Source organism: Micromonospora profundi (assembly GCF_011927785.1).
In the GTDB taxonomy this organism is placed as follows: domain Bacteria; phylum Actinomycetota; class Actinomycetes; order Mycobacteriales; family Micromonosporaceae; genus Micromonospora; species Micromonospora profundi.
In genome coordinates, this window is the sequence record NZ_JAATJK010000001.1 from 6,732,628 (window position 1) to 6,748,089 (window position 15,462).

General features: G+C 71.8%; 13 protein-coding genes, 1 pseudogene and 1 riboswitch. Of the genes and pseudogenes, 9 read left to right on the forward strand and 5 right to left on the reverse strand.

Annotated elements, in window-relative coordinates:
- Positions 1-282 precede the first annotated feature (282 nt).
- A riboswitch (TPP riboswitch) is annotated at positions 283-391 on the forward strand.
- From thiE to thiC, 7 genes are all read left to right on the forward strand, one after another.
- Complete coding sequence (gene thiE, locus F4558_RS30280; RefSeq protein WP_053653906.1) at positions 386-1,012, forward strand: thiamine phosphate synthase; 627 nt, start codon at positions 386-388, stop codon at positions 1,010-1,012. Its footprint overlaps the riboswitch before it by 6 nt.
- On the forward strand, positions 1,006-2,223 hold the full coding sequence (thiO, locus tag F4558_RS30285; protein WP_312877419.1) for a glycine oxidase ThiO: 1,218 nt from the start codon (positions 1,006-1,008) through the stop codon (positions 2,221-2,223). The genes thiE and thiO overlap by 7 nt, the downstream gene beginning before the upstream one ends.
- Positions 2,214-2,414, forward strand: a complete 201-nt coding sequence (gene thiS / locus F4558_RS30290; RefSeq protein WP_053653902.1) for a sulfur carrier protein ThiS — start codon at positions 2,214-2,216, stop codon at positions 2,412-2,414. Before thiO ends, thiS begins: the two co-directional genes overlap by 10 nt.
- Positions 2,411-3,190 (forward strand): thiazole synthase, encoded by a 780-nt coding sequence (locus tag F4558_RS30295; RefSeq protein ID WP_167947000.1) that lies wholly within the window; start codon positions 2,411-2,413, stop codon positions 3,188-3,190. The genes thiS and F4558_RS30295 overlap by 4 nt, the downstream gene beginning before the upstream one ends.
- Before the next feature lie 92 nt (positions 3,191-3,282).
- On the forward strand, positions 3,283-3,924 hold the full coding sequence (locus tag F4558_RS30300; protein ID WP_167947751.1) for a thiamine phosphate synthase: 642 nt from the start codon (positions 3,283-3,285) through the stop codon (positions 3,922-3,924).
- A complete protein-coding gene (thiD, locus tag F4558_RS30305) occupies positions 3,921-4,706 on the forward strand; it encodes a bifunctional hydroxymethylpyrimidine kinase/phosphomethylpyrimidine kinase (protein ID WP_167947002.1) in 786 nt (261 codons plus the stop codon). Before F4558_RS30300 ends, thiD begins: the two co-directional genes overlap by 4 nt.
- 17 nt (positions 4,707-4,723) lie before the next feature.
- Positions 4,724-6,316 (forward strand): phosphomethylpyrimidine synthase ThiC, encoded by a 1,593-nt coding sequence (gene thiC / locus F4558_RS30310; protein WP_167947004.1) that lies wholly within the window; start codon positions 4,724-4,726, stop codon positions 6,314-6,316.
- Between the two features lie 5 nt (positions 6,317-6,321).
- On the opposite strand, the gene F4558_RS30315 is transcribed toward thiC, so the two are convergent.
- The 4 genes from F4558_RS30315 to F4558_RS30330 all read right to left on the reverse strand — a co-directional run bounded on the left by F4558_RS30315 (position 6,322) and on the right by F4558_RS30330 (position 11,440).
- Positions 6,322-9,318, reverse strand: a complete 2,997-nt coding sequence (locus F4558_RS30315) for a hypothetical protein (RefSeq protein ID WP_167947005.1) — start codon at positions 9,316-9,318, stop codon at positions 6,322-6,324.
- Positions 9,319-9,396: 78 nt separating this feature from the next.
- Positions 9,397-9,705 carry a cupin domain-containing protein gene (locus F4558_RS30320; protein ID WP_053653894.1) on the reverse strand — a complete coding sequence of 103 codons (309 nt, stop codon included), beginning with the start codon at positions 9,703-9,705 and terminating at the stop codon, positions 9,397-9,399.
- Entirely contained in the window at positions 9,702-10,652 is a 951-nt protein-coding gene (locus F4558_RS30325; protein WP_053653892.1) for an LLM class F420-dependent oxidoreductase, read from the reverse strand. The genes F4558_RS30320 and F4558_RS30325 overlap by 4 nt, the downstream gene beginning before the upstream one ends.
- A gap of 2 nt (positions 10,653-10,654) precedes the next feature.
- Complete coding sequence (locus F4558_RS30330) at positions 10,655-11,440, reverse strand: ABC transporter ATP-binding protein (RefSeq protein ID WP_053653890.1); 786 nt, start codon at positions 11,438-11,440, stop codon at positions 10,655-10,657.
- A 269-nt stretch (positions 11,441-11,709) separates the two neighbouring features.
- Between F4558_RS30330 and F4558_RS30335 the strand changes: the two genes are divergently transcribed.
- The gene (locus F4558_RS30335; RefSeq protein WP_053654940.1) at positions 11,710-12,741 is read left to right on the forward strand and encodes an ABC transporter substrate-binding protein; all 1,032 of its coding nucleotides are present in this window, start codon (positions 11,710-11,712) and stop codon (positions 12,739-12,741) included.
- 219 nt (positions 12,742-12,960) lie between these two features.
- A pseudogene (locus F4558_RS30340) lies at positions 12,961-13,701 on the forward strand (ABC transporter permease); the annotation flags it as partial.
- A 217-nt stretch (positions 13,702-13,918) separates the two neighbouring features.
- On the opposite strand, the gene F4558_RS30345 reads toward F4558_RS30340, so the two are convergent.
- Positions 13,919-15,100 (reverse strand): ABC transporter substrate-binding protein, encoded by a 1,182-nt coding sequence (locus F4558_RS30345; protein ID WP_053653887.1) that lies wholly within the window; start codon positions 15,098-15,100, stop codon positions 13,919-13,921.
- Positions 15,101-15,462 lie beyond the last annotated feature (362 nt).

Sequence of the window (15,462 nt, forward strand, 5' to 3'; positions counted from 1 at the left end):
TGTCGCGGTGGACAGGAATTGCGGGGGGCGGCTCGCCGAAGACCGTCCCAGATGGAGCCGGGTGGGGCACCGTGCCAGGGTGCCCGCGCCGGCATTTTTGTCGAATCGCTGAACAAATTAATTCCGTTGGATCTATGTCGGGCAAGATGCCGGCGGGTAACGGTTCTGCAACGGCGGGCGACATTCCTGGCAGGACCGGGATGAAGCGCCCGACGGATCCCGCCATCTGAGCCGGGGCATCCCGCCCTTGGCACGTCCACAGAACTGTCGTACGGTGATGTGCAAGTAACCCACGGGAGCCCGGTGTACCGGGCTGAGAGGGGGGCTGAAGCCCCCGACCGTCGAACCTGATCCGGGTAATGCCGGCGCAGGGAGGAGAGTTGCCGTGCCGTCCCTCGGTCGACTGCATCTGATCACCGACACCCGCCCCGGGCAGGACCCCCTCACAGTGGTCCACGCCGCCCTCACCGCGGCCCGCGCCGACCTGGTCGTCCAGGTGCGCGTCGAGGACTCCGCCACCGACCGTGAGGCGTACGACCTGGCCCGCCGGGTCCTCGCGCTCTGCGCGCCGTACCAGGCGACGTGCCTGGTGAACGACCGCCTGCACGTGGCGCTCGCGGTGGGAGCCGCCGGTGGTCACGTCGGTGCCGACGACCTGCCGGTCGCCGCCGGACGCCGGGTGCTCGGCCCCACAGGCGTGCTGGGCGCCACCGCCCGGGCACCGGAAACAGCGACCGCGGCCATCGCGGCGGGCGCCGACTACCTGGGCGTCGGCCCGTGCCACGCCACCACCACCAAGACCGGGCTGCCGGACCCGATCGGCCCCGCAGGGGTACGCGCCGTCGTCGACGCCGTCGACGTACCCGTCATCGCGATCGGCGGGGTGACCGCCGCCCGGGTGCCGGCACTGCGGGACGCCGGGGCGTACGGGGTGGCTGTCGTCGGCGCGGTCTCCGCAGCCGCCGATCCCGCTCAGGCCACCGCCGAGCTGCTGCGGGCGCTGACGTGCTGACCGGCCGGTCCCCGTCAACGGAATCCGTCGAGCGGGCCCGGCCGGACGTGGCGGTGATCGGCGCCGGGCCGATCGGGTTGGCGATCGCCTGGCGGTGCGCCGTGCGCGGCCTGCGGGTGGCGCTGCACGACCCGGCACCCGGGTCGGGCGCATCCGCGGTGGCCGCCGGGATGCTCGCCCCGGTCTCCGAGGCGTACTTCGGCGAGCGGCAGCTCACCGACCTGCTGGTGGCCTCCGCCGCCCGCTGGCCCGCGTTCGCCGCCGAGCTGACCGAGGCGACAGGCGCCGACCTCGGCTATCGGACCGACGGCACACTGCTTGTCGGGTTGACCGGCGACGACCTGGCCGAGGCACGCCGGCTGTGGGCGTACCAACAGGGGTTGGGGTTGCCGGTGACAGCGCTGCGCCCCACCGAGCTGCGTCACCACGAGCCGGCGCTCGCGCCACGGGTGCGCGGCGGCGCGCTCGCGCCCACCGACCACCAGGTCGACCCACGGATGCTGGTGCCGGCGCTGCGGACGGCCGCGCAGCGGGCCGGCGTGGCCCTCGTGCCGCGCGCCGTCGACAGTCTGTCCGACGTGGACGCCGACCTCGTCGTGGTCGCCGCCGGCTGCGGCTCCGCCGCACTCACCGGCCTGCCCGTGCGGCCGGTGAAGGGCCAGATCCTCCGGCTACGCGCGCCCGGCGGCGTCGCGCCGGGCTTCCGGCACGTGATCCGGGGGTACGCCGACGGGGAGCCCGTCTACCTGGTGCCCCGCACCGACGGTGAGGTGGTGCTCGGCGCGACAGTCGAGGAGCGCTCCGACACGGGCGTCACCGCCGGTGCCGTGCAGCGGCTGCTGCGCGCCGGGGTCGACCTGCTGCCCGAGCTGGCCGAGTACGACCTCGTCGAGGCCGTCGCCGGCCTGCGCCCCGGCACCCCTGACAACGCGCCGATCCTCGGGCCGCTGCCCGGACGGCCCGACGTGCTCGCCGCCACCGGTCACCACCGGCACGGCATCGTGCTCACCCCGATCACCGCCGACCTGATCGCCGACCTGGTGGTCACCGGTGTGCCCGACCCGCTGCTCGCGCCCTTCGGGGCGGACCGGTTCGACACCTCGGACCGCCAAATCCGCGTTGCCGGCGGGGTGCGCGTTCCCGCCGGAGCGGTCGGTGTGGGCGCGGTGGGCGGATTCGAACCGACGATGGAGGAGGACCGGTGGAGTTGACGGTGAACGGGGCCGGCCGCAGCGTGGCCGGCGGTACGTCGGTGGCCGACCTCGTCGGCGACATCGCCGGGCAGCACCGCGGGGTGGCGGTGGCTGTCAACGGCGAGGTGGTGCCCCGGACCGGCTGGCCGGCGACGGAGCTGCGCGACGGCGACCGCGTCGAGGTGCTCACCGCCGCGCAGGGCGGGTGAGCGGCGTGCCGTTCGAACTGGGCGGGGTCACGTTCACCTCGCGGTTGATCCTCGGCACCGGCGGCGCCGCGAACCTGCACGTGCTGGAGCAGGCGATCCGGGCCTCCGGCACCGAGCTGGTCACAGTGGCGTTGCGCCGCGTGGACACCGCACCGGGCACCGCCGGTGGGCTGCTGGACCTGTTGGAGCGGTGCGACGTACGCCTGCTGCCGAACACCGCCGGCTGCTACACCGCTACCGAGGCGGTGAAGGTGGCCCGGCTGGCCCGGGACGCTTTCGACACCGACTGGATCAAGCTTGAGGTGATCGGCGACGAGCGGACCCTGTTGCCCGACGGGGTGGAGTTGCTCCGCGCCGCCGAGGAACTCGTCGCCGACGGCTTCACAGTGCTGCCGTACACGAGCGACGACCCGGTGCTCGCCCGCCGGCTCGCCGACGTGGGCTGCGCCGCAGTGATGCCCGCCGGCTCGCCGATCGGGTCCGGGCTCGGCATCGGAAACCCGCACCACATCCGGCTGATCCGGCAGAGCGTGGACGTGCCCGTCATCCTCGACGCCGGCATCGGCACCGCGTCCGACGCGGCCCTGGCCATGGAGCTGGGCTGCGACGGTGTCCTGCTGGCCAGCGCTGTCACCCGGGCCGCCGACCCGGTGGCGATGGCGACGGCGATGCGGTACGCGGTCGAGGCGGGCCGCCTGGCCGCCGGAGCGGGCCGGATAGCCCGCCGCCTGCACGCCCTGCCCTCCACCCCGGACGAGGGAAGACCCGACCTGTGACCCCCCACCCGCTCGCCGCTGATCACCCACGTGTAGATCTTGGAAGCGAACTGCCCCTCAAGGGGCCGAATCCTTCCAAGATCTCGGCGGGGATCGTGCCGTCGGGTGTCGTGCTGCTCACCGATCGGCTTGTCGCGTCGGGACCACTCGACCTTGTTGTCGCTCGGGCGGTGGCCGGGGGAGTGCGGTGGGTCGTCCTGCGGGAGAAGGACCTGCCTCGCGTCGAGCGCGTCGCCCTCGCCGGCGACCTGCGCGCGATCCTCGCCGACGTCGGCGGAACCCTCATCGTGGCCGGTCCCGACCCGCTCGACGGTGACGCCGTCCACCTGCCCGCCGCCGGCCCGTACCCGCCACCGACCCACACCCTCGTCGGCCGCTCCTGCCACGACTGTGCCGAACTGGCCCGGCTGACCACCGAGCACTACGCCACCGTCTCGCCCGTCCATCCGACCAGGACGAAGCCGGGCTACGGCCCGCCGCTCGGTATCGCAGGGCTGCGGGATCTGATCCAGGCCAGTCCCGTGCCCGTGTTGGCGCTGGGGGGAGTGGAGACCCCGGACCAGGTGGCCGCGTGCGTTCGGGCGGGAGCCGCCGGAGTGGCGGTGCTGGGCGCGCTCATGCGAGCAGATGACCCCGCCGGAACAGCCGCGACCCTGACCAGGGCCTTCACCGAGGCGGTCACGCCAGGCCCGGTCCCCACGCGGCTCTCAACAGCGACCGAAGAGGCGAGATGACCCCGCGCACAGTCCTCACCATCGCCGGCTCCGACTCGGGCGGCGGCGCCGGCATCCAGGCCGACCTCAAGGTCTTCGCGGCGCTCGGCGCGTACGGCACAAGCGTCCTCACGGCGGTCACCGCGCAGAACACCCAGGGTGTCGACGCCGTACTGCCGCTGCCACCGCGCACGATCACCGAGCAGATGGACAGCGTGCTCGCCGACTTCACGGTGAGCGCTGTCAAGACGGGAATGCTCGGCACACCCGCCGTCGCCGACGCGGTGGCGCAGGCTGCCCGCGACGGCCGGTTGCCACAGCTCGTCGTCGATCCGGTGCTCGTCGCCACGAGTGGCCACCGGCTCGGCGTGGTGGAGGCGGTGGAGCGGCTGCTGCCGTACGCCAGGGTGGCGACGCCTAACTGCGTGGAGGCCGCGGCGATCACCGGACGCCCTGTGGACGACGTGGCCGCGATGGTCGTGGCGGCCGAGGCCCTCGCGGCCGGCGGCCCGGAACACGTCGTCGTCACCGGCGGCGACCTGGACGGCGACGAGGCGGTCGACGTGCTGTGCGGCGGTGGCGTCACCACAGTGCTGCGCGGGCCGCGGGTGGACACCCGGCACACCCACGGCACCGGGTGCTCGTTCTCGGCGGCGATCGCCGTGCGGCTCGCATTCGGCGATCCGGTGCCGGCGGCGGTCGGGACCGCAAAGGAGTACGTGCTCCGCGCGCTGACCGGCGGGCGGGGTTGGGAGCTGGGTGCTGGCCGCGGGCCGCTTGATCACTTCGGCTGGTCCGCTTGATCACACGGGAGGCTGTCATGCAGGCACGAGGCAAGGTGTACGTCGAAGGGGCACGCCCCGATGTCCGGGTGCCGTTCGCCGAGGTGACGCTTACCGGTGATCACCCGCCGGTGCGCCTCTACGACACGTCCGGCCCCGGTTCCGACCCGGAGGTGGGGCTTCCGCCGCTGCGCGGGCCGTGGATCGCCGAGCGCGGTGACGTGGCGCCGGTGCGGGGCGCGGGCACGCCGCTCGCCGGGGCGGACGGTCGCCGGCCCACCCAGCTCGCGTACGCGCGGGCCGGGGTGGTGACGCCGGAGATGGAGTTCGTGGCGATCCGGGAGAACGTCGACTCGGAGCTGGTCCGTGCCGAGATCGCCGCAGGCCGGGCGGTGCTGCCGCTGAACGTCAACCACCCGGAGTGCGAGCCGGCGATCATCGGCAAGGCGTTCCTGGTGAAGGTGAACGCCAACATCGGCACCTCGGCGGTCAGCTCGTCGGTGGCCGAGGAGGTGGAGAAGCTCACCTGGGCCACCCGCTGGGGCGCGGACACAGTGATGGACCTGTCCACCGGCAAGCGGATCCACGAGACCCGCGAGGCGATCGTGCGGAACTCGCCGGTGCCGATCGGCACTGTTCCGATCTACCAGGCCCTGGAGAAGGTCGGCGGCGACCCGGTGAAGCTGAGCTGGGAGGTCTTCCGCGAGACCGTCATCGAGCAGGCCGAGCAGGGCGTGGACTACATGACAGTGCACGCGGGCGTGCTGCTGCCGTACGTGCCGTTGGCCGTGGACCGGGTCACGGGGATCGTCTCCCGGGGCGGCTCGATCATGGCGGCGTGGTGCCTGGCCCACCACGAGGAGAACTTCCTCTACACGAACTTCGCCGAGCTGTGCCAGATCCTGGCGCGCTACGACGTGACGTTCTCCCTCGGTGACGGGCTGCGCCCCGGCTCGATCGCCGATGCCAACGACGAGGCGCAGTTCGCCGAGCTGCGTACCCTCGGCGAGCTGACGACCGTCGCCTGGGAACACGACGTACAGGTGATGATCGAGGGTCCGGGGCACGTACCCATGCACAAGATCAAGGAGAACGTGGATCTCCAGCAGGAGTGGTGCCACGAGGCGCCGTTCTACACGCTCGGCCCGCTGACCACTGACATCGCGCCCGCGTACGACCACATCACCTCGGCCATCGGCGCCGCCATGATCGGCATGTTCGGCACCGCGATGCTCTGCTACGTCACCCCGAAGGAGCACCTCGGCCTGCCCGACCGGGACGACGTCAAGGCCGGCGTGATCGCGTACAAGATCGCGGCCCACGCGGCGGACCTGGCCAAGGGCCACCCGGGCGCGCAGGCGTGGGACGACGCGCTGTCGAAGGCGCGGTTCGAGTTCCGCTGGGAGGACCAGTTCAACCTCTCACTGGACCCGGAGACGGCGCGCTCGTACCACGACGCGACGCTGCCCGCCGAGCCGGCGAAGACGGCGCACTTCTGCTCAATGTGCGGCCCGAAGTTCTGCTCCATGAAGATCACCCAGGAACTCAAGGAGTACGCGGCACGCGGCATGAAGGACAAGTCGGAGGAGTTCGTCTCCGGCGGTGGGCGGGTGTACCTCCCTCTGGCCTGATCGGCTCAGTCGCGGTGGTGGCGGCCGGTGGAGCGCAGGGAGCGCCGGCCGTCCTCCTGCTCCGGGTCGTTGTCCGCGACGGGCTTGCCGAGACCGGCGACCCAGTCGACAAACTCCTCGTCCTGCGTGGGCAGCGGGTCCGCCGCAGCCGTCCCGGGCCGCTTCTCCGCCTCGGCCCGGGACCGGCCGCGCCGGAACAGGCTGCCGAGCCGTTCGCGCCGGCTGGGCTGCTCCGCGTCGCCGTTGGACGTCCGGGCGTCGCCGATTGTCGGCCCGTCCGTGGTGCCGGGCTGCTCCGGCACCGCAGCGGCCGCGCCTGGTCCGGCCGAGGCTGTCGTCTCGAAGGCGGTGCCCCGGTCGGAGTCGTCAGTGACCCTTGCGGCCTGGCCGGGAGTCCGGGGGACTGCCGTCGAACCAGGCTGCGAATCCGCCGGGCCGGACTGTGAATCCGTCGGGCCGGTGCGGCGGGCCGTTTTGAAGGCGTCCCAGCTGCTGACCCGGCTCAGGTCCGGCAGCGGTGCCCGGTGCCGGGGCCGGGGCGTCCACCCGGTCGACTCCTCGGGGGTTCCCGACGTGCTTGGAGCAGGCGTTGCGGTGTCACCGACCTGATGTGACGTCGTCCACGCGGAGGTCACCGGCCAGGCCGGCGGAGCCGGCGTCCAGCGGTCGGCCTCCGGATCTGCGGCGGCCGGCGTGCCGAACAGCGAGCCGCCGGCAGCAGCTTCGGTCGCGGGCTGGTCGGCGCGGCCCACGTTGGACGCGTCGGCGATCGCGGGCTCGCTCGTCGGCCCGGCTGCGGCGTCCGGCTGCGCTGCCGTCCCTGTGGCGGAGGTGCCTGCGGTAGCACTGGTGGTGGAAACGGTCATGGCCCGCTGACCCTTCCGGCCGGTCGTGCTGGCCCGGCCCGCCTTGTCGTGGGTCGGCGTGGCCTGGCTCTCGCCGGCCGGGCGAGCGTCGGCCTCTTCGCCGGGGCGAGCGTTGCCACCCTCGGCCAGGGCGTCGGCGCTGATGCTCTCGGTCACCTTGGCGGACCGGGCGGACCTGCGGGCGCGGCTGGCAGCCGGTGCCGCCGCGACAGCCGGTCCGTCCTGCGTGGCGCTCTCGGTGACGCCCGCCCCCGGCTCATCGGAAGCAGATGGGACATCGTCCGAGGCTCGGGAGCGGGACGCCCGCACGGTCGAGTCCGACGCGCTGCCGCCGGCCGGGCCAGCGGCAGCACTGCCGTCGGTGACGTCGGGCGCTGCGGCCTTCGGGGTGCCGGACGTCGCGACCTCGGTGCCGGAAGCGGCGGCCTTCGGCTTGCGGGTCCGACGCGGCTTGGGGGCCGGCCCGTCGCCCGCACTCCCGGTGGTCGCGCTCGCACCCGTCGCATCCGTGCCGGCTGTGCCCGCGCTCGTCGTGCCTGTGCCCGTCGTGCCCGTGCCCGGTGTACCTGTGTCGGCTGCACCCGTCCCCGGTGTGCCCGTGTCAGCGTTGCTCGCGCCGGGCTTGCTCGCGTTCGTCGAGACCGCGCCCACGCCCGCCGTACCTGTGCCAGTGCCTGTTTCGGCACCTGCGCTGCCAGTGGTCCGGTCGCCTGTCAGCGCCCGGTCGCCGGTCGACTGGGCCGCGTCCCTCGTGGCCGTCGCCGGGCTGGCGGTGAGGCCGCCGCCATCGGCCATGCCGTCCACTGGGCCCGCGTCTCCAGTGCGGATCGTGTCTTCGATGCGGCCTGTGGCGCTGATACGGCCGGCCGGGACGCTGGACGTCGAGGTGGTGCCGGTCGAGCCGATGATCTCGGTGGTGGCCGTTCCGGCCGGCTCGGGGAGGTCGTCGCCTGCCGTACCGGTTGGTGGGGAAACCTCGGTCGACACGCCCGTCCGCTCCGGGTTGGTGGTGGCTGGCCCGTACTGACCGCTGGCCGTGGTCGTCGGCCAGTCCCAGTGGGCGGGGACGGTGCGTACGGCGGCGATGTCGTCGGTGACGCGCGGGCCCGGACGGGCTCCGGCCAGCTCGGCGCCGACGGTGGTCGGGCCGGTGGGTGCTGTGGTGTCGCCGTCGCCTGCCGGATCTGCCGATGTCGCCGGCGTGGTGCCCGGCAGCGCCGGGCCGACGGCGAGCGGGCGCAGGATGTCGGTGGGCTCGATCGCCTGTCGACCGGTGGCGCTGCCGGCAGCGCTGGGCCAGCGCAACAGGGCGGCGGCAGCGGCTCCGAGCGCGCCGGCGAGGACCGCGATCAACGCGCCGTAGTAGGGGGTTGCCTGGTAGCGGTCCACGGCGTCGCCGGGGCCGGCGGTCAGGTAGGCGAACGCCACGAGGACCGGACCGGCCACCCCTGTCGCGCCGCTGACCAGCGGGACCTGGCCGCGCGAGCGGGCGAGAGCGGCTGTCGCCGCTCCCGCGAGCAGCGCCACGATGGGCAGCAGGAGGAGCGCCAGCCGTTGCGCTGCGGCGTCGTCCAGCCAGCTCGGTTCGAGTACGCCGAGTCGGACCGTTGGCAGCGGGCCGACAGTGCCGAGTGACGGCAGGACGGAGATCAGCGCCAGGAGCCAGACCGCACCGGCCACGGCCGCCATGTTCCAGCCCAGTTCGGGCCGGAGCAGGACGGCGATCGCCGCACCGGCTCCGATCACCGCGCCGAGCACGGCGCAGATGCCGACCGCCCAGACCGGGTCGACGGAGATCAGTTCGGCGGCCCGTGCGGGCTGCATGCAGAGCGGGGCGACCACCGTGGCGCCGAGGGCGGCGGCACCGCCGATGGCCAGTTGCCGGCCGGTGCTGGCTGCCGGGGCGTCCCGGCGGGCCAGGCGACCGGTCAGGACGGCGCCGGCAACTGCCGCGTTCGCGGCGAACCAGCCGACCCACACGAGCTGGGCCGGCCACTGGTTGACGGTCGTGCCGGTGAACGCGCCGGTGAGTCGGACGATGCCGAAGCCGTACGCGACGCCGAGCTGGCCCGCTCCGGCCAGCACGCTCACCCCGAGCGCCGTGAGCAGGAGCTTGCCCCAGGTCCGATAGGCCATGTCGGGCACGTTACGCACCCGGTACACCCGATCGCCACCGGCGCGCCGCGCGGCGCGCCGAGGCGCGCCACGGCGGGTCTACTTGAGTTCGACCAGCCGAGCCAGGTATGTCGTGTCCCCGACATTGGTGAGCATATGCACCGCTCCGGGGTCGCGGTAGACGACTCCGCCGGTGGGTTCGTCCGCGTCGATCCGGGTGCCGTCGATGGTCTGCACGATGTTCTTGGCGCCCTGGACGGCGATCACCAGGTAGGGGTGGTCGTGCCGGTGCAGGGGCTGCCGCTCGCCCGGTTCGAGCCGGATGTGCCACACCCGGACCCTGTCATTCTCGTACACGATCTCCTGGCCCACCGGCCCGAGCTCGGTTGCGTCGATCGTTTCGCTCATCGTGCACCGTCCAGTTGCGGGAGCACCTCGGCGGCGATCAGCTCGAGGTGGTCGAGGTCAGAGAGGTCGGTCATGCGCAGGTGCACCCGGGTGGTGCCGATCTCGGCGAACTCACCGATCCGCTGCACGAGCTGTGCGGGCGAGCCGACCACCGGGTCCTCCGGCGGCAGCGCGCTCTTCTCGTGCAGTGGCGCGGCCCGCCGCTGTGCCTCCGCGTCGGTACGCCCGATGGCCACCACGATCCCTGCCGACAGCACCAGCGGCGGACGCCCCGACTCGGCACGGGCGGTACGGGCGCACGCCTCGCGTACGCGGTCGTACGCGCCGGAGGTCTCCGCCACGGACTTGAAGGGCATGTTGAACTCGGTCGCGTAGCGGGCGGCCAGATCGGGGGTGCGCTTGGGGCCGCGTCCGCCCACGATGATCGGCGGGCCGGGCACCTGCACGGGCTTGGGCAGGGCGGGCGCGTCGACCAGCTGGTAGTGGTCGCCGGTGAAGCTGTACGTCTCGCCCAGCGGGGTGGACCACAGGCCGGTGAGCACCTCAAGCTGCTCGGCAAGCCGGTCGAAGCGCTCGCCGACGGCCGGGAACGGGATGCCGTACGAGGTGTGTTCGCGGGCGTACCAGCCGGCGCCGATGCCCAGCTCGATCCGGCCACCGCTCATCTGGTCGACCTGCGCGACCATCACCGCCAGCGGGCCGGGCAGGCGGAACGTCGCCGACGTCACAAGGGTGCCGAGGCGGATCCGCTCGGTCTCGCGGGCCAGCGCGGCGAGGGTCAGCCAGGCGTCCGTGGGGCCGGGCAGACCCGGGTCGTCGCCCATCGCCTGGTAGTGGTCGGCGCGGAGGAAACCCTCGTAGCCGGCGGCCTCGACGAGGCGGGCGAACCGCAGTTGGTCGTCGTAGCTGGCGCCCCGGTGCGGCTCGGTGAACACCGACACCCGCATTGTCATCGTCCTTCCGCGCCGGCTGCGGCCGGCTGGTCGCGTTCCATCAACAGTTCGTGCAGGTCTGCGCTGACCTGGGCCACGTCGGCGAGGTGGGCGTTGCGGCCCAGGGTGCGGGGTCGGGGGATGTTCACCTCGACGATCTTGCGGATCCGTCCGGGGCGAGGGCTCAGCACGACCACCCGGTCGGCGAGCAGGACCGCTTCGTCGATCGAGTGGGTGACGAAGACGATCGTGGGCTTGTTCTCCATGTGCACGCGCTGGAGCTCTCCGGAGAGTTCCTCGCGGGTGAGCGCGTCAAGCGCCGAGAACGGCTCGTCCATCAGCATCACCCGGGGGTCGCCGATCAGCGACCGGCACAGCGACACCCGCTGCTGCATGCCGCCGGAAAGCTCGTGCGGCAGCCGCTTCTCGAACCCGGCCAGCCCGGCCACGTCGAGCAGTTGCTGGGCCCGCTCGCGGTGCTTGGCGCGGCTCCAGCCGAAGATCTCCACCGGCAGCAGGACGTTGTCGAGCACTGAGCGCCAGGGCAGCAGGGCTGGCTTCTGGAACAGCATGGCGATGTCGCGGCGGGGCCTGGTGATCGGCGTACCGGCCACTGTGATCTCGCCGGCGGTCAGCGGGAGCAGCCCGGCGATCAGCCGCAGCAGCGTGGACTTGCCGCAGCCGGAGCGCCCGAGGATGGCGACGAACTCACCCTCGGCGACGTCGAGGTCGATGCCGCGCAGCGCCTCCACACGGCCGGACCGGCCCTCGAAGGTACGCGACACCCCGGACAGTCGGATCATCTCCGGCGGACCTCCGCTGAGTGGACGGTCAGGAATCCGACAAAGGCTAGCGGTCGCGTCTTGGTATCGCACCGTCCGGGGTGGTCGTCATGTTGTTTCCGTTCCGCAACCCGATATGCCTGGCGTCGCAACTGTGGGTTTCTCGTACGCTGTGCCCGCGAAGAGTCCCCTCACGATGGCGGTGCCCGGCTTCTACCCCTCCTGCCGGTTCCGTCGCGACAACCCCTCCGTGGCCTGCGGCCCCGGTCGGAAAGGACATGGTGCTACTGATGAGAAGGCTGACCCGTACGGTCGCTACGGCCGCGTTGGCCACTGCCCTCGCCCTCGTCTCCGCCTGCAGTAGCGGGTCGGACTCGTCGGACGACGCCAAGGGCGGCAACGGCGGGACGCTGGAGAAGGTGACCTACCTCACCTCCTTCGGCAACTTCGGCCGCGACTCCTACGCCTGGGTGGCGAAGGAGAAGGGCTTCTTCAAGGACGCCGGGTTCGACGTCGAGATCAAGGCTGGTCAGGGCACCGGCGGCGTGATCCAGACCGTCGTCGGCGGCCAGGCCGACTTCGGGCCGATCGACCTCACCGGCGGTCTGCTCCAGCTCGGCAACGGGCAGGCGAAGGACTTCGTGGCGGTGGCCGCGATCCAGCAGCGCACGATGGCCGCCATCGCCACCGTCGAGGGCAAGAACATCAACTCTCCGAAGGACCTCGAAGGCAAGAAGCTTGCCGACACGCCCGGCTCGGTGGTCCGCAACCTGTTCCCGACGTACGCCCGGCTCGCCGGTGTGGACGTCAACAAGGTGACCTGGGTCAACGGTGAGGCGCAGGCGCTGATCGGCACGCTTGCCAACGGTTCGGTGGACGGCATCGGCCAGTTCGTCGTCGGCCAGCCGACCATCGAGGCCGTGTCCAAGAAGAAGGCCGTCATGCTGCCGTACAGCAACGTGATGCAGGACCTCTACGGCAACGTGCTGATCACCTCCTCGAAGATCGCCAAGGAGAAGCCCGACATGGTGAAGCGCTTCACCGCGGCGCTGCTCAAGGGCCTGGAGTACAGCCTGGCGAACTCCAAGGAGGCCGGCGAGATCCTGAAGAAGAACGTCGACGCCGCCAACCCGGCCGCCGCCGCCGCGGAGCTGGACCTGATGGCCGCCTACGTCCGCTCGGGCAACTCCGGCACCGCGATCGGCACGCTGGACAGCGGCCGCGTCGCGAAGAGCATCGCGATCCTGCAGGGCGCCGGCGCGCTCAAGCAGAACATCACCCCCGAGCAGATCATCGACTTCAGCCTCGCGCCGAAGGCCTGATCGTTCGGTCGTCACCAGGGGGTACGTCGCGCCGGCTTCGGTGCGACGTACCCCCGTCGCTCGTCGGCCCCACGGGCCTTCGAATATCGAGGAGGAAAGATGGCCGACGTCCGGTCAGCGGAGCCGGCGGTGTCGGCGGCCCCATCCCCGGGCACCGGGCCGGTGGCGGGGTCGACGGGTCGGGGCTCCGGCCTACGTGCCGGGACCGGAGCGGCGTTGCTGCCCGTGGCCGGCCTCCTGATCGCCCTGGCGGTGTGGTGGCTGATCGCCCGGCTGGAGCTGGTGCACCCGGCCGCGCTGCCGCCGCCGGGGGACGTGCTCACCGCGTTCGTCGACAAGCCTGCCCAGATGCTGGAGCACACCTGGGCCACGTTGCTGGAGATCCTGATCGGCTTCGCCCTCTCGGCGGTGGCCGGTGTCCTGATCGGACTCTCCCTGGCCAGCTCCCGCACCGTGGAGCAGATGTTCACGCCGCTGCTTGTCGCGGTGAACGCCGTACCCAAGATCACGTTGGGTCCGCTGCTTGTGGTGGCGCTCGGGTGGGGTCAGAAGCCGATCCTGACCATGGTGTTCCTGCTCTGCTTCTTTCCGATCGTGCTCTCCACGGCGACCGGGCTGACCACCACGCCTGCCGACCTGGCCGAGCTGGTCCGCTCCTGGAACGCCTCCCGCTGGCAGGCGTTCCGCAAGGTACGGTTCCCGGCCGCGCTGCCGCAGATCTTCGTCGGGCTCAAGGTGGCAATGCCGCTGGCCGCGATCGGCGCGGTGATCGGTGAGTTCCAGGCCGGCGAGGACGGCCTGGGCTACGTGATCCTCCAGTACGCGGGTGTCGGCGACACCGCCACGGCCTGGGCGGCGATCATGCTGGTGGCGCTGGTGAGCATCCTGCTCTACTCGGCGCTGCTGCTCGTCGAGCGGATCGCCCTGCCCTGGGTCCGCGAAACAACAAGCAGCCACTGACGCGGACGCAAGATCAATATCTGATAACGCGAAGGGCCGGCCCCAACCAGGGGGCCGGCCCTTCCGTTCGACCGCTGCCGCGCAAGCAGGTGTGGCCTACCGTGCCCGGCGCAGGGATCAAGCCTGACCGCCCGGAGCCGGGCACGGTAGGCCACACCCCACCCGGCACACGACGAGAGCAAAGCCGGACGACAAGAACCAAGGAGGCCCGAAGCGCCTACCCCGCCAACCGCCAGCGGCCGTTGCGGGCGACAAGCGTGGTGAGCGCCTGCGGCATCAGGCCGGAGTGGTTGTCGGGCGTCATCCTGATGGGGCCGGACAGGCCGTCCATCTGGGACGTCTCCAGCACGTCACGGATGCCGTCGCGGTCGACCTGGCCGATCGGGCCGCCGGCACGCTGTTCGGCGTCAGCGATGAGCTGGATCGCGTCGGCGGCGAAGGACGAGGACCCGTTGTATCCGCCGAAGCGCGCCGTGTAGTCCTGGAACCACTGGCGTCGGGCCGCCTTCGCCGGTGTGGTGGCGATCACGTCGTCGATCACCATGGTCTGGGTGAAGATCAACGTGGCTCGTTCGGTGGCCCGGGCCGCCGCGCCGAGGAAGAGGTCGCCGGCCGCTGCGGCGTCGAAGAAGAGCGCCCCCCGGAAGCCGACCTGCTGGGCGCTGGTGGCGGTGAGGGCTGCCTGCTCCGGCGGCGTCCAGACGATCAGGGCGTCGGGCTTGAGCCGGTTGAGCTTGCCGACCTGCTGGCCGACCTCCGTGTCGGTGGTCTTCACCGACTCCTCACCGGCGGCCTTGATGTTGGCCTTTGTCAGTTCGCGGCGCAGCGCGACCACGCCCTCCCGGCCGTAATCGTCGTCGCTGTAGAGCAGGCCGACCTTGCGGATGTTCTTGCGGCGCAGTTCGGAGGTGAGCGCGGCGGCGCTGTCGGCGGCGTTCGGGCCGAGCTTGAACACGTAACGTCGCTGGGCGACCGGGCTGGCGATCGCCCCGGAAGCGGCTAGCGCAATGGTGGGAATCCGCTTCTCGTTGATGACGCCGACCGCGCCGACAGCGCATTCGTTGCAGCCGCCCATGATGATGGCGCTGACCCGGGAATCGCTGCTGAAGTCGGCGATGTTGCGCAGTGACTCGGCGGCGTCGGAACGGTTGTCCTTCACCTTCAGCTCGATCTTCCGGTCATTCAGTGCTCCGGAGGAGTTCAACTGGTCTCTCTTGAGTTCCAGTGCGCGCTGGTATGCCCGGCCGACGGGTGCGGCGGCGCCGGACAGTTCGAGGTCGGCGGCGATCACGATCGGACTCGTGTCCCGCTCCGCTCCGCCGAACTGGCAGCCGGTGAGCGTGGTGGCCACTACGGCCGATGCGAGCGCCGCGATGGTCGCGGAGCGGATGGGGCTCAACTCAGTCCTCCAGGTGCGGGCGCGGGCGCTGCCCGGTCACCGCCGCTAATCCGTCCTCAGTGGAGGACGGGATCTCCTCTGCCGTACGGTGTGTGCGCGAAGCGTGCAAAACCTTGCCAATGGCTGGCGCTGTGGTCAAGCGCGGACCCCGGTCGCATTTTCGGGACGGCCATCCCACATGCTGGGGTAGCGCAATGTTTGCAAAAGCTCACTTTGCATACACGCGTGACCACTCTGGAGTTACATGCCCTGTTCAGGGGCTTGCGGAAATGAAGGTATCAGTTGACCGGATCACGGGTTCCGCGCCGTCCGACCCTTTCCTACCGCCCTGCGGCTTCCCAAACAGGATCTTCTCTGATGAA